The following is a 21,362-nucleotide window of genomic DNA, read 5'->3' on the forward strand; positions in this document are numbered from 1 at the left end:
GCGACCCATGTTGATCCATGCCGCCTTCCTGGGGGGCGTCGGCCTGATCGTCGGCAGCTTCCTGGGCCTGGTGAGTCTGCGCCTGCCGCGCGACGAGGACGTGGTCTTCGGCCGCTCGCGCTGCGGCGGCTGCGGTCGGACGCTGAAGCCCTGGCGCATGATCCCGGTCGTCAGTTGGGCCCTGTCGCGCGGACGCTGTTCCGACTGCGGCTCGGTCATCCCCGTCCGCTATCCGCTGATCGAGCTGGGGTCTGGGCTGATCGGCGTCTGGGCCGGCCTGCATTCCGCCGACTTCGCCACCGCCTTGATGACCGGGGTCCTGGGGTGGAACCTGCTGATCATCGCCCTGGTCGACGCCGAGCATTTCTGGCTGCCCGACCAGTTGACCCTGCCCCTGTTCGTCAGCGGCCTGATCGCGGCGGTCGTCCTGCATCCGGCCGGCCTGGCCTTGGCCCTCCCCTCGGCCCTGATCCAGCCGCTGATCGGCGCGGCGGTCGGCTTTGGCGGGCTATGGCTGCTGGCGCGTCTCTACAGACTCGTGCGCGGGCGCGAGGGCCTGGGCGGCGGCGACCCCTTCCTGCTGGGCGCGGGCGGGGCCTGGGTCGGCTGGACAGGTTTGCCCAGCGTCCTTCTGTGGGCCTCGGCCGCTGGGCTCAGCGTCGTGCTGGCCATGCTGATCGTGCGGCGGCGCGTGTCGGCGACCGACCGCCTGCCATTCGGGGTCTTCCTGTCCATCGGCATCTGGCTGACCTGGCTCTACGGCCCGCTCGGACTGGCCTAGATCACCGCAACAGATCGCCCCAGCGCCACTGACCCGTGCCCAGGGCCAGGCGGGGCGCCCCCGGACCGTCGCCCAGCGTCAGCAGGACATAGCCGCGCACCACCTCGGTCTTGCAGGCGCGCGGGGTGAAGCCCACCGTGACCGCCACGGCCTGACGCACGCCCGCCAACCCCTTGCCCTCCTGGCCGGGGCTCAGCACCCAGTCGCCGTTCCAGACCAGGATGGCCCGGCCGTTGGCGCCCGAGGTGCGATAGGCCTCGGTCAGAGCGGCGCGGACGCCGGGCGCGTCGCGCAGGGCGTTCTGCAGACGCCGCACCATGTCGCACGACCCGCCGGCGCCGGAGCCCGAGCCCCCGCCGCTGCCCGAGCCGCTGCCGTCGCCGGTTCCGCTGCCCGTGCCTGAACCCGCGCCGGCGCCGGCCCCGCCGCCCGCCGTCATGGCCCCCGCCAGGGCGGCGTCGCCCAGGAAGACATAGGAAATGCTGGGCTCCGGCGCGGTGATGGGCACGGGCTCCACCGTCGGCGCGCGCGGCGCCGGACGGCTGGGCCGGGGCGAGGGCCGCGTCGGCGCGGCGCGCTGGGCCTTGGCCGGAGCCTTGACCGGGGTCGGCGTCGGCGCGGGCGCGGGGGCCGGCGTCGGGGCCGGCGCGGGCGATCCGCCCCCGCCTTCCTCGGGCGCCGGCGCGGGCGCGGGCGGCGGGACGGGCGGATCGACCAGCGTCACCTCGATGGCTTCATATTCGGGCGGAAAGACCGGGGTCTTGGTCGGAGCCAGGAGGATGGCCGCCAGAACCAGCAGGTGCGCCCCGATGCTGGCCGCCACGGTCAGAGCGCGCCGCCGCGCCTTGCGCCGACCCTGCCATGAAATCTGGGACGCAACTGGAGAGGAGTCGTCTGTTCTTAGGCCGCTCAAGCAGTCGGCTCCGCAAGCTTCGCCGCAATGAAGAATAAAATGACCAATATAAACATCCCGGCGCGCGACCTCAGGACAGTGAGGCGTTCTTTGGTAACCCGCCATCCGCGTCAGCATCATGGCGCCGCGCCATGAATATGCCAAACTTTGCAAAACCATCGATTTCTAAAGTTTTTCTATGGTTAAGCTGAAACCATGTCCCTCGTTGCGCGTCTTTGCAGCGCCGTTCCCTGCATCTGCGGGTGCAGCAACGCGCAATCCCGGAGTAGCGCACCGGCACGAAGGAGATTCAACTTGATCAAACTGACATCTAAGGCGGTCGCGGCCAGTGCAGTGGTGGTGCTGGTGGGACTGACCGCAAGCGGGTGTGCAAGCCATCGTTTCGTGCGTGACAATGTCGCCGTGGTCGACGAGCGCGTCACCCAGGTGGATAATCATCTGACCCAGGTTGAAGGCACCGCCGGCGAAGCCCTGCAGCGCGCCAACGCCGCGCACAAGCTGGCCGAAGGCAAGTTCCTGTATGAAGTGGTCCTGTCGGACGACTCGGTGAAGTTCCCGGTCAACCGCGACGCCCTGTCGCCGGAAGCCGAACAGCGTCTGGCCGAACTGGTTCAGCGCCTGAGGGCCGAAAACCGCAACGTCTATCTGGAAATCCAGGGCCACACCGACTCGTCGGGCGACACCCGCGCCAATGAGCATCTGGGCCAGTCGCGCGCCGAAGCCGTGCGCCGCTACCTCAGCGACCAGGGCATCGCCCTGAACCGCATGGCCACCATCTCCTATGGCGAGACCAAGCCGGTCGCGCCGAACAACACCCGCGAGGGCCGGGCGCAGAATCGCCGCGTGGCGATCGTCGTCCTCAGCTAACCGGCGGCGGCGGTTCGCCCGTGCGAGCCGCCGCCTGTTGTCTTCAGGCGGGCGAGGCCCGATCCAGGATCGCCCGCGTATCGACCTCGGCGTCGAAGGCGCCATAGGCGGCTCCGCGCGGTTCCAGACGCAGACGACAAAAGGCCCCGGCGACGGGGCTTTCGTTCATCAGCAGCACCGCCGCCTGCGCCGCCAGAGCCAGCCGCTCGATCGCCAGACGCGCCGCGCCTTCCGACGACGGGGCGAAGTCCAGACCGTCCAGCCAGCCATCATAGACATCATCGCGGCCGCGCGCCGCCTCCAGGAATCCGCGCAGGGCCTCCACCGCCTCCGGCTCGCGCCCGACCGCGCGCAGGACGTCGAGCGCAATGACATTGCCCGAGCCCTCCCAGATGGCGTTCAGCGGCGACTGGCGGAACAGGCGCGGCATGGGCCCGGTCTCGACATAGCCGGCGCCGCCCAGGCTCTCCATGGCCTCATAGATCATTCCCGGCGCCCGCTTGCAGACCTGGTATTTGGCGATCGGCGTCAGCAGCCGCCCGACCGGGTCGTCGCGATCAAAGGTCCCGGCCAGATGCATGGACAGGGCCGTCGCCGCCTCGCTCTCGACCGCCAGATCGGTCAGGACGGCGGCCATCATCGGCTGATCGACCAGGCGCTTCTGGAAGGCGGTGCGGTGCCGGGCGTGCCAGACGGCTTGCGCCAAGGCGCCGCGCATCTGCTGGGCCGAGCCGATCACGCAGTCCAGCCGCGTATGCTGGACCATGCGGATGATGGTGGCGACGCCCCGTCCCTCCTCGCCCAGCCGCTGGGCCAGGGCGCCGTGATACTCGACCTCGGACGAGGCGTTGGAGCGGTCGCCCATCTTGTCCTTCAGCCGCATGACGCGGAAGCCCGCGTTGCGCGTCCCGTCCGGCAACCAGCGCGGCAAGAGGAAGCAGGTCAGGCCGCCCGGCGCCTGGGCCAGGGTCAGGAAGGCGTCGGACATGGGCGCCGAACAGAACCACTTGTGCCCCGTCAACCGATACCAGCCGGCCTCGCCCGTCGCCTCGGCGCGGGTGGCGTTGGCGCGCACGTCGGACCCGCCCTGCTTCTCGGTCATGGCCATGCCCAGCGTCACGCCGGCCTTGTCCGGCGCGGGCCGGACGGCGGGCTCGTAGCGCCCGCCCCTGATCTTCTCGATCCACGGCGCGCCGACGCCGGGTTCGACCGCGAGGGCCGGGACCGAGGCGTAGGTCATGGTCATGGGACAGCTGGTCCCGGAATCCGCCTGCCCCGTCAGGAACAGGATGGCGGCGTGCAGGACATGGCCATTGGCCGTCCCGTCCCAGGCGGCGGAGGCCAGCCCCGCCTCCAGTCCGAGCGCCATCAGCTGGTGATAGGCCGGATGGAAGGTCACCTCGTCGACGCGGCGGCCATAGCGGTCGTGGGTGTCCAGAACCGGCGGGACGCGGTTGGCCTGCACGCCCCAGTCGATGACCTCCGCCGAGCCGCAGCGGGCGCCCAGCGCTGTCAGCCGGGCTTCGTGCTGGTCTCCGCCTGCGCGCCGCACGGCGTCGAGCAAGGCCCGGTCGCCAGTGAACAGGTTGACGTCCTCCAGCGGCGGCGGCTGGTTCGTCACCTCATGGGTGTCGAGATGGTCGACAGGACGGAAGGACGACATGGGCGGGCTCCGTTCTCACAGACCCGCACCTAAACACAGTCTAGCGACGAACGCCCTCAAATCAGAAGCCCTCCCCCTCGAGGGGGGAGGGTTGGGTGGGGGTGGAGGCAGGTCGCTTCCCGTCGTTCACAGGAGACGCGGACGCGCCTCATGTTCTCCATCGGCAAGATCGCGCTCACACCCCCATCCCCGGCCCTTCCCCCCTCGAGGGGGAAGGGAGACGCGTTTAAGATTCCGCCCGCTTCTGCGCCGCGCCGACGTGCTCGATCCCCAGCCGTACCGCGATCTCCATCTGCTTGTGTCGCTCGGCATAGCCCTCGCGCTGCTCGTCCGTGCGCGTATCGTGGCAGCGGTCGCAGCAGACGCCCTCGACATAGAGGCGCGACAGGCGCGCCTCGGGGCTGACCGGCATGCGGCAGCCGCGGCACAGGCTGTGGTCGCCCTCCTTCAGGCCATGCCCGACCGCGACCCGCTCGTCGAAAACGAAACAGTCGCCGCGCCACAGGCTTTCCGGCTCGGGGATGGTCTCGAGGTATTTCAGGATGCCGCCTTCCAGGTGGAAGACCTGCTCGACGCCCTCATTCTTGAGGAAGGCGGTGGCCTTTTCGCAGCGGATGCCGCCGGTGCAGAACATGGCGACCCTGGGCGGATTGGGCCGGTCCAGCAGGGCGCGGCCCTCGGTGCGGAACCAGTCGGGAAACTCGCGAAAGGTCCGCGTATTGGGCTGGATGGCGCCCGCAAAAGTCCCGACCTCGACCTCATAGTCGTTGCGGGTGTCGATAATGATAGTGTCGGGATCGGCGATCAGGGCGTTCCAGTCCTGGGGCGAGACATAGGCGCCGACGCCCTCGACCGGATCGATGTCGGTCACGCCCATGGTGACGATCTCGGCCTTCAGCCGCACCTTCATGCGGTGAAACGGCATGACCTCGGCGGTCGAGTATTTCAGCTCCAGCCGGTCGAAACCGGGCATGGCGCGCACCCCGTCCACGACGCGGGCGACGGCCGCGTCCGGCCCGGCGATGGTGCCGTTGATCCCCTCGTGCGCCACCAGAAGCGTGCCACGCACTTCATCCCCGCACAGATCCAGCAGGCGCGCCTGCACCGCTTCGCGATCCTTGATAGGCGCAAAGCGATAGAGGGCGGCGACGCAGACGGGCGAGGCGGTGGCAGACATCAGGGCGACGGTCCGGACGGAAGGCGAAATGGAGAAGCGGCCTCTATAGGGGCTGAGACCCGACGCGTCATCGCCGCCCTTTTCGGCGAAGTCATGATGAAGCGGGCGAAAGTCGCCGCCTCGCCTTGCCAAGCCGTCGCCAAAGGGGTGCAGTAGGGGCTCGTTCCGCAGTCACCGATCGGGCGCCGCCATCCTGATGTTCCGTTCCAGCCGGTCCGCCTCATGACCGCCCCCGAGACCGCGCCGCGCGCGCACTCCGGCGCCCTGGCCCCGCTGAACCATCCGGTCTTCCGCGCCGTCTGGATCACCAGCCTGGTGACGAACTTCGGCGGCCTGATCCAGTCGGTCGGCGCCGCCTGGATGATGTCCTCCATCGCCTCGGCCCAGATGGTGGCCCTGGTCCAGGCCTCGGTCACCCTGCCCATCATGCTGCTGTCGCTGGCGGCGGGCGCCCTGGCCGACACGGTGGACCGGCGCAAGATCATGCTGGCGGCCCAGAGCTTCATGCTGCTGGTCTCGGCCGGGCTGGCGGTCATGACCTATCTGGGGCTGATCACGCCCTGGGTCCTGCTTTGCTTCACCTTCCTGATCGGCTGCGGCACGGCCTTCAACGGCCCGGCCTGGCAGGCGTCGGTGGGCGACATGGTCCCGCGTGAGGATCTGGCCGGGGCCGTGACCCTGAACTCCATGGGCTTCAACCTGGCGCGCAGCGTCGGCCCGGCCATCGGCGGGATGATCGTGGCGGCGGCCGGCGCGGCGGCGGCCTTTGCGGTCAACGCCGTCAGCTATCTGGGCCTGCTGGTCGTCCTGTTCCGCTGGAAGCCCGAGCGACCCAAGCAGACCCTGCCGCGCGAGGGTCTGTTGGCGGCCATGGCGGGAGGCCTGCGCTACGCCTTCCTGTCGCCGCGCGTGACGGCGGTCCTGCTGCGCGCCGTAGTCTTCGGCGTCGGGGCCAGCGCGGTTCAGGCCCTGATGCCCCTGGTGGCGCGCGAGGGCGGCGGCGGGCCTCTGGCCTTTGGTCTGTTGCTGGGCGCCTTCGGCATAGGCGCGGTGGGCGGCGCCCTGTTCGTCGGTCGGCTGCGGGCGAAGTATGAGACCGAGACCGTGGTGCGCGCCTCCACCCTGGGCTTCGCCGTCGCGGCCGCCGTGGTCGGCTTCAGCCCCTGGCTGACCCTGACCCTGCCGGCCCTGATGGTCGCAGGCGCGGGCTGGGTCCTGACCCTGTCCAGCTTCAACGTCACGGTACAGATGTCGGTGCCGCGCTGGGTCGTGGCGCGAGCCCTGGCCCTCTATCAGATGGCGGCCTTCGGCGGCATGGCGGGCGGCAGCTGGCTGTGGGGCTCGCTGGCTCAGTCGCAAGGCCTGGACACGGCGCTGGGCCTGTCGGCGGGGGTGCTGGTCCTGTGCGTCCTGATCGGCCTGAGGGTGCCCCTGCCCTCGACCGCCAATCTGAACATGGACCTGCTGCGGCGCTGGACCGAGCCGCAGACGCAACTGCCCATCGAGCCGCGCAGCGGGCCGGTGGTGGTCACCATCGCCTATCGCATCCGCGAGGAAGACATCGACGCCTTCCTGGCCGTCATGGACGAGCGCCGCCGCGTGCGCCGCCGCGACGGGGCGCGTCAGTGGCACCTGATGCGCGACCTGGCCGAGCCGGACGTCTGGGTCGAGAAATACCAGACCGCGACCTGGCTGGACTATGTGCGCCACAACCAGCGCATCACCCAGGCCGACGCTGACATATCGCAGCGCATCTACGCCCTGCATCAGGGACCGGACAAGCCGGTGGTGCATCGCCTAATCGAGCGCACGACCGCGCCCCTGGCCGCCAACCTGCACGGCGACCGCCACTACGGCGAGCCGCTGACCGATCCGACGCGGTCGTCGTAGGGCGAGCTTCACGCCGATCCTCTCCCTTCCCCCTCGAGGGGGGAAGGGTCGGGGATGGGGGTGTGAGCGCGACATGGCCAATGGAGCGTATGAGGCGGTCTGCGTCTCCTGCAGCCTACAGGACTCGGCCTGCCCCACCCCCACCCAACCCTCCCCCCTCGAGGGGGAGGGCTTCATCAGCCTTGGCTCAGACATGAAAAAGGCCGCGCCCGAGCGATCGGACGCGGCCTTTTGCCGTTTGGCGATGCGCCGTCAGTGCGGCGAGGCGACCGGGCCTTCGCTGTCGCGACCCTTGGTGCGTGCGCAGGCGATGGCGAAGACGGTCAGCAGCAGATAGCCCGCCACCGGCACAAAGAAGCCCAGGTGGATGTCGCCCGAGCGGTCGGCCACCTGGGCCGCCAGCAGGGGCAGCAGGGCCCCGCCGATGATGCCGAAGACCAGCAGGCCCGAGGTCGCGGCGGCGGGCGCCGAGGACCGCTCCAGAGTCAGGGTGAAGATGCTGGGGAACATGATGGAGTTGAAGAAGCCGACGGCCAGGGCTGCATAGGCCGCCGTGACGCCGCCGGTCTGGGTCACCAGCAGGCACAGCGAGGCCGCGACCACGGTGCAGATGCTGAGTAGGACGCCGGCGTGGATGCGGGTCAGCAGCCAGGAGCCGATGAAGCGGCCGACCATGGCCCCGCCCCAGTAGAGGGCGACCATCTTGCCCGCCTCATGCACCGGGATGTTCAGGATGTCGGGACCGGACAGGAAGTTGGTCAGCATGTTGCCGATGGCCACTTCGGAGCCGACGTAGATGAAGATGGCCAGGGCGCCGAACAGGGCCCAGCGCGACTTCAGCGCCGACAGGATGGCGGCGGCGCCGACCGGCTCGGCCGCGTCATGGGCCGGGGCGGCGGCGTTGATCTGTTTCCTCGCCGAGAAGATGAAGGCGGCGATCAGGGCGAAGAAGGCGCCCATGCCCAGGAAGGCGATGTCGATGCTGCGCAGGGACTCGCCGCGCGTGGCCACGGTGACGACCGCCCCGGCGGCGAAGACCCCGCCGGTGAGCAGGACGTGCGCGCCCAGCCACGGCCCGACCGTGGCCCCCAGGGAGTTGAAGGCCTGGGAGAAGACCAGGCGGAAGTGCGAACTCTTCTTGGTGCCCAGCTCGGCCACCAGGGGATTGGCCGCGACCTGCAGCAGGGTCACGCCCGAGGCGATGACGAACAGGGCCAGCAGGATGCCGGGATAGAAGTCGATGATGGTGGCCACCGGCACGATCAGGCAGCCCAGCACCATGGTCAGCAGGGCGGCGATGATGGACCTACTGTAGCCCAGGCGCGTCAGCACCGCCGCCGCCGGCAGCGAGGCCACGCCATAGGCGATGAACCAGGCGAAGGTGGTCAGGAAGGACTCGGTGTAGCTGAGATCGAACACCCGCCGCACCGCCGCGATCAGCGGATCGATCAGCGAGGTGGCGAAGCCCCAGGCGAAGAAGAGGCTGGTGACATAGGCGAAGGCGAGGCCCGTGCCGCGCACGGCTCCCCCCGTCCCGTTTTGCGGTTGGCTCATGGTCGCTCCCCGAAGGACCGCGACGACGGCGCCGCGATATACAAGAACTGTCTAGGCAAGACGGCGCGGCGTCCAGAGCCGGAACCGCGCCCAAGGTCGGGCTGAGACAAAAAAGAGGGGGCCGGCCTCGAAAGACACGGCCCCCAGTCGGCTCAGAAGAGAGAGGGAATCAGAAGCGGTAGTTGACGCCGACCAGGAAGGTGCGGCCGTACTTCTGGAAGTCGATGGTGCGGCGTTCGTCGCCGTTCTCGAAGGTCTTGAACGGCTCGTCGGTCAGGTTGTTGACCTGGGCCAGGATCGACAGCCCCTCGGCCGGACCCGACTGGAACTCGTAGCCGATCTGGGCGTCGATGATGCTTTCCGCCGCGACCGAACGCAGGGTGCGGCCGTTGCCGAAGCCGGCGACCTCGCCCAGGAAGTCCGAACGATAGCGGTGCGAGAGGCGGGCCTGGAAGCCGTACTTCTCGTAATAGACCGTGGTGTTGACCACCGTCTCCGACAGGCCCGGCAGGGTGGTCGGGGCCTGGGTCGGATCGGGCTGGATCTCGCTGTCGGTCCACGAGGCGCTGAACTGACCGCCGAAGCCTTCCAGCATCGGATGGAAGATGTCGAACGGGGCCGAAACCGCGAACTCCGCCCCCTTGATCCAACCGCCGTCGCCGTTGTCCGGCGCGCCGATCAGGCCTTCACGCAGGACCGGCTCGGGGTTGCCGACGCCAATCGGATAGCCGGTGAAGTCAAAGATCTGGTTGTGGTTGTAAACGTAGCTCTCGAGGTTCTTGTAGTAGGCCGCCAGCGAGACATAGCCCCGACGGTTGGCGAAATACTTCTCGATCGAGATGTCGGCCACGTCGGCGATGAAGGGACGCAGTTCCGGGTTGCCGCCGCCGCCCGACCAGGGCGAACGGTTGATGTCGCCGGACTGGGCCAAGGCCGGGTTGTAGCTGTAGTTCCGCGAGGCGCGCATGTCGTCCATACGCGGACGGGCCAGGGTGCGGGCCGCCGCGAAGCGGACGAAGAAGTCGTCGCCGGCCTCGACGATGAAGTTGGCGCTGGGCAGGATCTCGAGGTAGTCGACGCCGCCCGAGACCGCCAGGGTCTGGGACACGCCGGGCGCCAGCTGGCTGGCCGAGAAGCCGTTCGACGACTGGTCGGTATAGACGGCCTGGACGCCCACGTTGCCGGTCAGCGGCTTGCCGAACAGGTTGTGGTCGATATTGGCGCGGATGAAGGTCGTGGTGACCTTTTCCGACACTTCCCAGTTGCCGGCGGCGACGTCGGCGTTGGGGTTGCGCACCTTGGCCAGGGCGCCGCTGTTGATCACGCCCAGCGCGTCATAGCTGATGACCTTGGAGATGCCGAGATAGCCCAGGTCGGTCGGGTCCATCAGGAACTGGGTCGGGATGGCCAGATCGCCGCCGCCCGGCACGGCCAGGTAGTACTGGTCGTTGACGAAGGACTTCTCACGTTCGGAGTAGTTGACGCCGAAGTCGATCGAGCTGAACGGGCTCTGGTGCAGTTGGCGGGTGGTGACGAAGCGAACCGCCTTGATCTCGTCCTCGATGGACGGGGTGTTCATGTAGCCGGCCTGACCGCCCGGAATGACGTCGCCGCCCCAGCCCTGCGGGCTGGTGATCTTGATCAGGTTCGGATCGGAATAGTCCAACTGGCTGGTGAAGCGGGTCACGCCGTCGCCGGTCAGCTCGAAGCCCAGGGTGTCCAGGGCGCCGGCGACGTTGCGGCCGGTGCCGGCGTTGGTCTCCAGGATGATGTCGTTGCGCTCGACCTTGGAGTAGTTGAGATCCAGGTTGAACGACCAGTTGTCGTTGGCGACAAACTCGGTGTTCCAGCCCAGGGCCGTGATGTTGCTGTCGCGCTTGTTCAGGTCGTTGCGGACAACGCCCTTGATGTTGTCCCAGGTGCCGGCGACGATCATGCCGTCCTCGACGGTGTAGCCGGGGCGCAGCGACGGGCCGGGACGGCAGTCGGCGAGCGAACCGGGGCAGGCGCCCGACGATCCGCCCCAGGCCAGCGGGAACTCGATGCCGCGCAGGACCTGGGTGTTCTTGAACTCGGAATAGAAGGCGTCGATCGTCGAGTGGAAGCGGTCGTTCGGACGCCATTCCAGCACGCCCATATAGCCGTCGCGCTCCAGCTCCGACGACATGACGTAGGGCTTGACCCCGCCGGTCAGCAGGTTGCCGTCGCTGTAGGTCGGATAACCCCAGGCGTTGAAGCGTTCCGACTGATAGGGCGACGACATGTGGGCGTAGCCCAGGGCGATGCCGATGGTGTCGTCCGCGAACTGGTCGATGTAGCTGAGGGTGTAGCGGCTGCCGTGGTCGGTGGTGCCCGAGTTCAGCGCGCCAATGTCGTTCCACTCATAGCGCGCATTGGCCACGATGGCGCGGCGGCCGTAGTCCAGCGGACGCACGGTCTTCATGTCCACCGTGCCGGCCAGGCCCTGACCGGTCAGGGCGGCGTCGGGCGTCTTGTAGACGATGACGCTGGACATCAGCTCCGAGGGGAACTGGTCGAATTCAACGCCGCGGTTGTCGCCGGTCGTCACCATCTCGCGCCCGTTCAGCAGGGCGGTGGTGAAGTCCGGGCCGAGGCCGCGAATGGAGATCTGCTGGCTGCGGCCGTCGAGGCGCTGCATGGTCACGCCAGGCAGGCGCGCCAGGGATTCAGCGATCGAGACGTCGGGCAGCTTGCCGATGTCTTCGGCCGAGATGACTTCGACGATCGAGGTATTGCGGGCCTTGGCCGAGATCGAGGCCTCGATCGAGCGGCGGATGCCGGTGACGACGATCTCGTCGACCTGGGTCGCCTGCTCGTCCTGCGAGGTCGTCTGCGCCTGAGCGCCGCCCGCGAGAGCCAGGGTCATGACGACGCCCAAGGCGCCGCCGGTCATGAGGCGCGCACGCCGGGTGAAGCCAGAAGCCATCGTCATCCTCCCATGAGTGTCGCTCTCTGATGAAGCGATCTGACGCAAACTTATGCAAATCTATGACAACCTTGCAAGCCGGTAATATTTGAGGCCGGAGCATGTTCGCCCAGAAATCCCGCAAATCCGCCCGATATTGCGCCGCAGCATGGGGGCGCCCTTGGAAAACAAGGCAAAAACGGCGCGGTTGACAGGCCCGTCCGTCGCTGCAAAAACTTGCAAATCGATCTTTCCGGCATCGTATCGGACAGACGGACAGGGAGGGGCCGCATGCCCAGGACGCCACGCCGCAGGAAGAGTCTGCTCGCCGCCGCCGCCGGTCTGAGTCTGCTGGCTGCCGGAACCGCCTCGGCCCAGACGTCGGCCCAGACCTCGGCCGCCTCGACCATCGAGGCCATGCGCCAGCGCCCGCCCCAGGACGAGGTCATCTACTTCCTGCTGCCCGACCGTTTCGCCAACGGCGACGCGAGCAACGACCACGGCGGCTATGCGCCCGATCGGCTGGTCAGCGGCTTTGATCCGTCCAGCCCCGAATTCTATCACGGCGGCGATCTGGCTGGAGTCATCCAGAAGCTGGACTATCTGCAGGGCCTGGGCGCCACGGCCATCTGGCTGGCCCCCGTCTTCAAGAACAAGCCGGTGCAACCGACCGTCGGCCGACCGATGGCGGGCTTCCACGGCTACTGGATCACCGACTTCACCCGCCCCGACCCGCATTTCGGCGAGCCGGAGACGATGAAGGCCCTGGTCGCGGCGGCCCATGCGCGCGGCATGAAGGTCTATCTGGACATCGTCACCAACCATACGGCCGATGTGATCCAATATCGCGAATGCCCGGCCAATGACTGCGCCTATCGCCCCGTCGCCGACTATCCCTACACCCGTCGCGGCGGAGTGGAGGGCGCGGCGATCAACGACGGCTTCCGCGGCGACGGGGATGCGTCGGACTTCGCCAAACTGACCGATCCGACCTGGGCCTACACCCCCTATATCCCAGCGGGCGAGGAGACGGTGAAGGTCCCGGCCTGGCTGAACGATCCCCTGCTCTATCACAACCGGGGCGACTCGACCTTCCGGGGCGAGAGCTCGACCCACGGCGACTTCGCCGGCCTGGACGACCTGTTCACCGAGAATCCGCGCGTGGTTCAGGGCATGATCGAGATCTTCGGCGACTGGATCGACGACTATGGGATCGACGGCTTCCGCATCGACACCGCCAAGCATGTGAACCCCGAGTTCTGGCAGGCCTTCGTCCCGGCCATGATGGAGCGGGCCAGGGCGCGCGGCATTCCCAACTTCCACATCTTCGGCGAGGTCTATGACCACGATCCGGCGGAATTGGCGCGACATACGCGGGTGGACAGACTGCCCGCCGTGCTCGACTTCGCCTTCCAGTCGGTCGCCACCGACGTCGCCAATGGCGCCAAGGCCCCGGACGCCCTGGCCAAGATGTTCGCCGCCGACGCCCTCTATGAAGGCGGGGCCGAGGCCGCGCTGCAGTTACCGACCTTCCTGGGCAATCACGACATGGGCCGCATCGGCGGCTTCGTGCTGAAGGCCCACCCTCAGGCGTCGGACGCCGAACTGCTGGCCCGCACCACACTGGCCCACGCCCTGATGATGTTCAGTCGCGGCGTGCCCACCCTCTACTACGGCGATGAACAGGGCTTCGCGGGCGGCGGCGGCTATGGCGGCGGACGCCAGGACATGTGGGACGGCCAGGTCGAGACCTATCGCACCGAGCAGCGCATCGGCGGCCTGCGCGATCCCTATGACCGGCAGGCCCCGCTCTATCGCGCCATCAGCGAAATGGCCCGGCTGCGCGCCGCCGACCCGGCCCTGCGTCGCGGCAAACAGACGGTGCGCGCCGCCGCCGAGGCCCCCGGCCTGTTCGCCATCACCCGCGCCCTGCCCGGCCAGACGGGTGAGACCCTGGTGGTGTTCAACACCGGGACCGAGCCGCTGAGCGCCAACATCGTGGTCGATCCCGCCTCGACCCGCTGGACCGCTGCGCGCGGGTCCTGCCCCACAGCTTCCGCCGCGCCGGGCGTGGTCCGCGTAAGCGTGCCGCCGCTCGACTACATGATCTGCGTTTCCGAAGGCCCCGCCCAGTGACCCTAGCGACCCTCCCCGTCGTCCCCGCCCCCACGCCGGAATCCGGTCAAGCCCATCAGGAATGGTGGCGCGGCGCCGTGGTCTATCAGGTCTATCCGCGCAGCTTCGCCGACAGCAACGGCGACGGGGTCGGCGATCTGAACGGCATCACGGCCCACCTGGATCACGTGGCCTCGCTAGGCGTGGACGCGGTGTGGATTTCGCCCTTCTACACCTCGCCGATGAAGGACTTCGGCTACGACGTCGCCGACTATTGCGACGTCGATCCGGTGTTCGGGACCCTGGGCGACTTTGATCGGCTGGTGGAAAAGGCCCACGGCCTGGGGCTGAAGGTCATCGTCGATCAGGTCTGGTCGCACACTTCGGACCAGCATGAATGGTTCAAGGCCAGCCGCCAGGACCGCACCAACCCTTACGCCGACTGGTATGTCTGGGCCGACGCCAAGGCCGACGGTTCGCCGCCCAACAACTGGCAGTCCGTCTTCGGCGGCCCCGGCTGGACCTGGGACGCGCGGCGCGGCCAGTATTACCAGCACAACTTCCTGCCCGAGCAGCCGCAGCTGAACGGCCGCAATCCGGCGGTGCAGGACGCCCTGCTGGCCGCCGGGAAGTTCTGGCTGGATCGCGGGGTGGACGGCTTCCGCCTGGACGCCATCAACTTCATGATCAACGACCCGTCACTGAAGGACAATCCGGCCTTCCCGGCGGGCGGCAAGCGGACGCGGCCGTTCGACTTCCAGGACAAGATCTACAACCAGTCCCACCCCGACATCGCCCCCTTCCTGGAGCGGGTGCGGGCGCTGACCGACAGCTATGGCGACGGGCGCTTCACCGTGGCCGAGGTCGGCGGCGACCACGCCGACCGCGAGATGAAGGAATACACCGCCGACGACCGTCATCTGCACAGCGCCTACGGCTTCCTCTACCTCTACGCCGAGCGGATGCTGGCCGATCTGGTGAAGACCGGCGCCGCCATGTGGCCGGGGGCTCAGGGCGAGGGCTGGCCGTCCTGGACCTTCTCCAACCACGACGCGCCGCGCGCCATCTCGCGCTGGGCCGAGGGCCGGAACGAGCGCCAGCTGGCCCAGATGCTGATGCTGCTGCTGGTCTCCCTGCGCGGCAATGTCTTCGTCTATTACGGCGAGGAGCTGGGCCTGCCTCAAGGACAGGTGCCGTTCGAGCGACTGGTCGATCCCGAGGCCATCGCCAACTGGCCGCAGACCCTGGGCCGCGACGGCGCCCGCACGCCGATGCCGTGGACGGCCGACGCCGCCTTCGCCGGTTTCTCGACCGTCGAGCCCTGGCTGCCGGTGGACGCGCGCCACCCCGCCCTGGCGGTGGACGCCCAGAACGCCGACCCCAAGTCCATGCTGAACGCCACGCGTCGCATCCTGGCCCTGCGCCGGGCCTGCCCCGCCCTGCGCGTCGGCGAGATGAAGGTGCTGTCCACCGCGCCCGTGCTGACCTTCACCCGCGAAGGCGGCGGCGAGGCCCTGCTGGCGGCCTTCAACCTGGGGCATGAGGCGCAAGAATGGACCGCGCCCGCAGGCTACGCCGTCATCGACAGTGTCAACCTGACGGAGGCCGGCGTCCTGCCGCCGCTGGGCGGCGTCCTGCTGCGCAAAGAGGCGGGCTGAGGTGCAATCAGCCGCCGCAGCTCTCGCGCACGATCAGGTCCGTGGGCACGCGCTCCGAGCGGCCGGCGGCGTCGCCGCCGTGGTCCAGCAACTTGGACACCATCAGACGGCCGGCCTTCATCGTGTCCTGGGCGATGGTGCTGAGCGCCGGGCTGGAATAGCGGCTGAAGGGCACGTTATCGAAGCCGATGACCGAGACGTCGCCCGGCACGCTGCGGCCCGCGTGGACCAGGGCGCGCACGGCGCCCAGGGCGATCTGGTCGCTGGCGCAGACCACGCCGTCGAAGTCCACGCCGCGCCGCAACAGGGACTCGACCGAGGCCTCGGCCGACTCGACCTCGAAATGGGCGTCGACGATCAGGGCCGGATCGACCGGCAGGCCCGCGCTGGCCAGGGCGTCCAGATAGCCGCGATGGCGCTGCATGGCCTCGGGCGGATCAAGGTCGCCCAGGAAGACGATGCGTTTACGGCCCAGTCGGGCCAGATGCAGGGTCGCCCGACGCCCGCCGTTGATGTTGTCCGACCCGATCGAGCAATAGAGCTGATCGGGCAATTCGGCGCCCCAGACGACGAAGCGCGCCTCGGTCTCGACCAGACGGTTGAAAGCGGCGTGAAGCGTGCTCTGGCCCAGGAAGATGACGCCGTCGGCGCGGCTGGTGGTCATGGCGGCGGCCACGTCCTCATAGGTCGCCGGAGCCAGATGGCTCATGATCAGGTCGCAGCCGCGCTCGCGCGCCGCCTCGCCCACCCCGGCCAGAAGTTCCAGGAAGAAGGGGTCGCTGAGACGCCCCTCGCGCCCCTGCGGACGCGGCACCACCAGGGCGATGGTCGCCTCGGCGCCGATGGGACCGGCGGGCATGTAGCGGCGGAACGGATAGTCGTGCTCGCGCGCCAGCTTCCAGATCAGCTGCTTGGTGCGGTCATTGACCGCCGGATGGTCGTTCAGGGCGCGCGACGCCGTGGAGATCGAGACGCCCGCCAGCTGGGCCAGGTCTTCCAGTCGCGTGGACTTGCGGCTCAAGGGTCGCGGGCTCCGGAATCAGTCGCTGCAAAATTTGCTGCAAATCTTGCTCTTTCATGCGCCCGTCAAACGGCGTCTGGCAAGAGCCTTCGTAACAGGACGTGATAATGTTGAAACGCCGGTCATTCCTCGCCCTCGGAACCGTCTCCGCCCTGGCCTTCGGCGCGCCTGCCGTGGCGCAGACGACGTCCAACGCCGTGCGCGCCTCGTCGCCGGGCGGGGTGCTGACGATCGAGATGGCCACCGACAACGACGGGCGCCCGACCTATTCGGTCAGCCGTCTGGGCCGCAAGGTGGTCGACACCTCCTGGCTGGGCTTCCTGCTGACCGACGCGCCCATGCTGGAGCGCAACATGACGCTGACGGCGGGCGCCCCCGTCACGGTCGACGAGACCTGGGAGCAGCCCTGGGGCGAGCGCCGCTATGTGCGCAACCATTACAACGAATGGCGGGTGTCCTTCACCGAGAAGGCGGGCCTGCGTCGTCGCTTCGACGTGGTCTGCCGCCTCTATGACGACGGCCTGGGCTTCCGCTACGAATTCCCCGAGCAGGACGGGCTGAAGACCGTCCGCATCGGCGCCGAACTGACCGAGTTCAACCTGTCCGAGGACGGCGAGGCCTGGTGGATTCCGGCCTGGGAGTGGAACCGCGAGGAATACCTCTACAACCGCACCCGCATCGACGCGGTCGGCAGCGCCCAGACGCCGATGACGGTGCGCGGGGACTCAGGCCTGCACGTCTCGATTCACGAGGCGGCCCTGATCGACTACGCCGGCATGAACCTGCGCCGCGCCGAAGGCTTGAAGTTCCGCGCCCAGCTGACGCCCGGCCTGACCAACGCCGCCGTGGTGCGCGAGGCGCCCTTCCATACCCCGTGGCGCACCCTGCAGATCAGCGACAGCGCCGCCGGTCTGGTCGAATCCAGCCTGATCCTGAACCTGAACGAGCCCAACAAGCTGGGCGACGTCAGCTGGTTCAAGCCGATGAAATACCTCGGCGTCTGGTGGGAGATGCATCTCGAACTCAAGTCCTGGGGTTCGGGGCCCAAGCACGGCGCCACCACCGAAAACGCCATCAAGCACATCGACTTCGCCGCCGAGCACGGCTTCGGCGGGGTGCTGGTCGAGGGCTGGAACAAGGGCTGGGACGGCGACTGGTTCGCCAACGGCTCGGACTTCAGCTTCACCGAATCCTATCCCGACTTCGACATCGAGCGGGTGACGGCGCACGGCCGCGCCAAGGGCGTGCAACTGATCGGTCACCACGAGACGGGCGGCAACGCCTTCCACTATGAGCCGCAGATGGAGGCCGGCTTCGCCCTCTATCAGCGCCTCGGCATGCATTCGGTGAAGACCGGCTATGTCGCCGACGCGGGCGGGGCGCGGGTGGCCGGGCCTGACGGCCGCGCCGTCATGGCCTGGCACGAGAGCCAGCCCATGGCCCAGCACCATATGCGCGTCGTCGAGACGGCGGCGAAGCATCAGGTCGCGGTCAACGCCCACGAGCCGTTCAAGGACACGGGCCTGCGCCGCACCTATCCCAACATGATCAGCCGCGAAGGCGCGCGGGGCATGGAGTTCAGCGCCTGGGGCCAGCCGGGCAACCCGCCCGAGCATGAGGCCAACCTGGTCTTCACCCGCCTGCTGGCCGGGCCGATGGACTATACGCCCGGCATCTTCGGCATGGAGACGCGCAGCCCCGGCGGCATCCAGACCACCTGGGCCAAGCAACTGGCCCTCTATGTCGTCATCTACAGCCCGATCCAGATGGCGGCGGACCTGCTGGTGAACTACGAGGCCAATCCGGCGCCCTTCCAGTTCATCAAGGACGTGCCGGTCGACTGGGCCGAGACGAAGGTTCTGGACGGCGAGATCGGCGACTTCGTCGTCATCGCCCGCAAGGATCGCCATTCCGACGTCTGGGCCCTGGGCGCCGTGTCGGACGAGCATCCGCGCAGCCTGTCGGCGCCCCTGGCCTTCCTCGACGCCGGTCGCCGCTATCGCGCGGAAATCTATCGCGACGGGCCGAACGCCGACTATCGCGGCCAGCGCGAGGACATCGTCATCGAGCAGCGCGAGGTGACCTCGGCTGATACCCTGACGCTGAACCTGGCCCCCGGCGGCGGTCAGGCCATCCGCTTCGTGCCGCTGGGCCGCAAACGCTGATGCGCCCCGCCCTCTCCCATGCCGTCCTCCCCCACGCCGTCATCCTCGGGCTTGTCCCGAGGATCCAGAAACGTGACGCTTGCCGTCCCGATCGGACCCGTCGAGCATCTGGATCCCCGGCACGGGGGCCGGGGATGACGCGGGGACGGGGCGACGCATGACGCAGCAGGCAAGACAGGACCCCAGCATGACCACCGCTGCGCGCGCCACGCGTCCCAGGCTGCCCATGTGGGCGATCTGGAACATGTGCGTCGGCTTCTTCGGCATCCAGATCGGCTTTGGTCTGCAGAACGCCAACACCAGCCGCATCTTCCAGACCCTGGGCGCCGAGATCGACAGCCTGGCCATCCTGTGGATCGCCGCCCCGGTGACAGGCCTGCTGGTCCAGCCGATCATCGGCCACTTCAGCGACAAGACCTGGGGGCGGCTGGGCCGTCGTCGGCCCTACTTCCTGTTCGGGGCCCTGCTGACCTCGGCGGCCCTGGTGTTGATGCCGAACAGCCCGACCCTGTGGTTCGCCGCCGCCATGCTGTGGATCATGGACGCCTCGATCAACATCACCATGGAGCCGTTCCGCGCCTTCGTCGGCGACAACCTGCCGGAGGAGCAGCGCACGACCGGCTACGCCATGCAGAGCTTCTTCATCGGGACGGGGGCGGTCTTCGCCTCGGTCCTGCCGTGGCTGCTGTCGAATGTCTTCCACGTCGCCTCGACGGCGGCGGAGGGGGCCGTGCCCCTGTCGGTCAAGATCGCCTTCTATGTCGGGGCGGCGGGTCTGCTGGCCACGGTGCTGTGGACCGTCTTCACCACGAAGGAATACAGCCCGGCCGAGATCGCCGCCTTCGACGGCGTGGCCGAGAATGACCCCGCACCCGCCTCGCCGGAACGCGGCGCGGGCCTCTATGGCCTGGGCGGCCTGACCTTCCTGGGCCTGGGCGCAGCGGTCGCCGCCGTCGTCTTCGCCTCGGGATGGGAGAAGGAGCTCTATATCCTGGCCGGCGCCCTGGCCGTCTTCGGCGCCCTGCAACTGGCGACCGCCGCCTTCCGCCGCGCGACCAAGACCAACGGCCTGACCGAGATCCTCGACGACGTCTTCGCCATGCCCGACACCATGAAGGGTCTGGCCGTGGTCCAGTTCTTCAGCTGGTTCGCCCTGTTCTCCATGTGGATCTACACCACCGCCACGGTGACGGCGGTCCACTATGGTTCCTCCGATCCGACCAGCGCGGCCTACAACGCCGGGGCCGACTGGGTGGGGGTGCTGTTCGGGGTCTATAACGGGGTGGCTGCGCTTGCCGCCTTCCTGATCCCGGTCGTGGCCAAGCGGACCGGTCGTCGCGGCGCCCACGCGATCAATCTGGTGCTCGGCGGGCTGGGTCTGATCGGCGTAGCGGCGATCCGCGATCCGGCCCTGCTGTGGCTGCCGATGATCGGAGTGGGCTTCGCCTGGGCCTCGATCCTGTCCATGCCCTACGCCATCCTGGCGGGCGCCCTGCCGGGGCGGAAGATGGGCGTCTATATGGGCGTCTTCAACATCTTCATCGTCGTGCCCCAGCTGCTGGCCGCGACCATCCTGGGCCTGATCCTGAAGCACCTGTTCGCGGGTCAGGCGATCTACGCCCTGATCATCGGCGGCGTCAGCTTCTTCGTCGCCGCCGTCTCGGCCCTGTTCGTGCGCGAGCATAAGGCATGACCTTCTCGCGCCGCATGACCCTGGGCCTGCTGGCCGCCCTGCCTTTCGCGGGCAAGGCGATGGCCGACGCCCCCGTCGATGGAAGCCTGGTCGAACACCCGGACTTCGCCTCCGCCCATGTCCAGCCGCGCAACGTCACCGTCTGGCTGCCGCCCGGCTATGAGGCCGGGTCGGGCCACCATCCCGTCCTCTATATGCACGACGGTCAGAACCTGTTCGACGCGTCGAAGGCCAACTTTGGCGAATGGGGCGTGGACGAGCATCTGGGCCGGTTGATCGCCAAGGGCCAGGTGCGCGCTCCCATCGTGGTCGGCATCTGGAACACGCCGCTTCGCTTGCGCGAATACGTCCCCGCCGACCTGATCAAGGCCCTGCCCGCCGAGGTCCGCGCGGACGTCCAGGCCATCTATGGCGGCGCGCCCCTGTCGGATGACTATCTGCGCTTCATGGTCGAGGAGCTGAAGCCCTTCATCGACCAGACCTATCGCACCCTAACCGGGCCGGGCGACACCCTGATCAGCGGCTCCAGCATGGGCGGGCTGATCTCCCTCTATGCGGTGATGAAGCATCCCGAGGTGTTTGGCGGCGCCGCCTGTCTGTCGACCCACTGGCCGCTGCGCATCGACGGACTGGACGATCCGGCGGCCCTCGCCGTCTGGCGCGACAAGGTGGTCGGGGCCTGGACCCGCGTGGTGGCCGAGGGCCTGCCTGCGCCGGGGTCGCACCGCTTCTACTTCGATCGCGGCGACGAGACCCTGGATCAGTTCTACGCGACCTTCCAGAGCCGCATCGACGCCGTCTTCCGCGAGCGCGGCTACGGCCCGCGCGACTTCCAGACCCTGCTGTTCCCCGGCGCACAACACAACGAGGCGTCGTGGAACGGCCGCCTCGACGTGCCGCTGAAATTCCTGCTGACGCCTGCCTGAGTGAGAGATCATC

14 protein-coding genes are annotated in these 21,362 nt (G+C 68.4%); 8 read left to right on the plus strand and 6 right to left on the minus strand.

The features are described 5' to 3' along the window. Window positions 1-7: 7 nt before the first annotated feature. A complete protein-coding gene (locus ACR9FL_RS13375; protein ID WP_297935004.1) occupies window positions 8-781 on the plus strand; it encodes a prepilin peptidase in 774 nt (257 codons plus the stop codon). Window position 782: 1 nt separating this feature from the next. On the opposite strand, the gene ACR9FL_RS13380 is transcribed toward ACR9FL_RS13375, so the two are convergent. Beyond that, window positions 783-1,604, minus strand: a complete 822-nt coding sequence (locus ACR9FL_RS13380; RefSeq protein WP_436355918.1) for a hypothetical protein — start codon at window positions 1,602-1,604, stop codon at window positions 783-785. A gap of 384 nt (window positions 1,605-1,988) precedes the next feature. Between ACR9FL_RS13380 and ACR9FL_RS13385 the strand changes: the two genes are divergently transcribed. Continuing rightward, a complete protein-coding gene (locus ACR9FL_RS13385; RefSeq protein WP_436355919.1) occupies window positions 1,989-2,561 on the plus strand; it encodes an OmpA family protein in 573 nt (190 codons plus the stop codon). Between the two features lie 43 nt (window positions 2,562-2,604). Here ACR9FL_RS13385 and ACR9FL_RS13390 read toward each other — a convergent pair whose 3' ends face one another. Next, window positions 2,605-4,224, minus strand: a complete 1,620-nt coding sequence (locus tag ACR9FL_RS13390) for an acyl-CoA dehydrogenase family protein (RefSeq protein ID WP_436355920.1) — start codon at window positions 4,222-4,224, stop codon at window positions 2,605-2,607. Window positions 4,225-4,450: 226 nt separating this feature from the next. Beyond that, a complete protein-coding gene (gene trhO, locus ACR9FL_RS13395; protein ID WP_436355921.1) occupies window positions 4,451-5,401 on the minus strand; it encodes an oxygen-dependent tRNA uridine(34) hydroxylase TrhO in 951 nt (316 codons plus the stop codon). 222 nt (window positions 5,402-5,623) lie between these two features. On the opposite strand from trhO, the gene ACR9FL_RS13400 reads away from it, so the two are divergent. Further along, window positions 5,624-7,291, plus strand: coding sequence for an MFS transporter (locus ACR9FL_RS13400; protein WP_436355922.1), 1,668 nt, complete (start codon window positions 5,624-5,626; stop codon window positions 7,289-7,291). Window positions 7,292-7,543: 252 nt separating this feature from the next. On the opposite strand, the gene ACR9FL_RS13405 is transcribed toward ACR9FL_RS13400, so the two are convergent. After that, entirely contained in the window at window positions 7,544-8,845 is a 1,302-nt protein-coding gene (locus tag ACR9FL_RS13405) for a sugar MFS transporter (RefSeq protein ID WP_297933534.1), read from the minus strand. A 169-nt stretch (window positions 8,846-9,014) separates the two neighbouring features. Beyond that, on the minus strand, window positions 9,015-11,792 hold the full coding sequence (locus tag ACR9FL_RS13410; protein ID WP_436355923.1) for a TonB-dependent receptor: 2,778 nt from the start codon (window positions 11,790-11,792) through the stop codon (window positions 9,015-9,017). A 270-nt stretch (window positions 11,793-12,062) separates the two neighbouring features. On the opposite strand from ACR9FL_RS13410, the gene ACR9FL_RS13415 reads away from it, so the two are divergent. Both ACR9FL_RS13415 and ACR9FL_RS13420 read left to right on the plus strand, forming a co-directional pair. After that, a complete protein-coding gene (locus tag ACR9FL_RS13415) occupies window positions 12,063-13,907 on the plus strand; it encodes an alpha-amylase family glycosyl hydrolase (protein ID WP_436355924.1) in 1,845 nt (614 codons plus the stop codon). Then, entirely contained in the window at window positions 13,904-15,544 is a 1,641-nt protein-coding gene (locus ACR9FL_RS13420; RefSeq protein ID WP_436355925.1) for an alpha-glucosidase, read from the plus strand. The genes ACR9FL_RS13415 and ACR9FL_RS13420 overlap by 4 nt, the downstream gene beginning before the upstream one ends. Window positions 15,545-15,551: 7 nt before the next feature. Here ACR9FL_RS13420 and ACR9FL_RS13425 read toward each other — a convergent pair whose 3' ends face one another. Next, window positions 15,552-16,565: a LacI family DNA-binding transcriptional regulator gene (locus ACR9FL_RS13425; protein ID WP_296176341.1), complete on the minus strand. Its 1,014-nt coding sequence runs from the start codon at window positions 16,563-16,565 to the stop codon at window positions 15,552-15,554. A gap of 107 nt (window positions 16,566-16,672) precedes the next feature. Between ACR9FL_RS13425 and ACR9FL_RS13430 the strand changes: the two genes are divergently transcribed. From ACR9FL_RS13430 to ACR9FL_RS13440, 3 genes are all read left to right on the plus strand, one after another. After that, window positions 16,673-18,730, plus strand: a complete 2,058-nt coding sequence (locus tag ACR9FL_RS13430) for a glycoside hydrolase family 97 protein (protein WP_436355926.1) — start codon at window positions 16,673-16,675, stop codon at window positions 18,728-18,730. Between the two features lie 187 nt (window positions 18,731-18,917). Further along, window positions 18,918-20,423, plus strand: a complete 1,506-nt coding sequence (locus ACR9FL_RS13435; protein WP_436355927.1) for an MFS transporter — start codon at window positions 18,918-18,920, stop codon at window positions 20,421-20,423. Beyond that, entirely contained in the window at window positions 20,420-21,349 is a 930-nt protein-coding gene (locus tag ACR9FL_RS13440; RefSeq protein WP_436355928.1) for an alpha/beta hydrolase, read from the plus strand. Before ACR9FL_RS13435 ends, ACR9FL_RS13440 begins: the two co-directional genes overlap by 4 nt. Window positions 21,350-21,362: the final 13 nt, after the last annotated feature.

The sequence above is a fragment of the Brevundimonas sp. CEF1 genome, from assembly GCF_051353055.1.
Taxonomy (GTDB): Bacteria; Pseudomonadota; Alphaproteobacteria; order Caulobacterales; family Caulobacteraceae; genus Brevundimonas.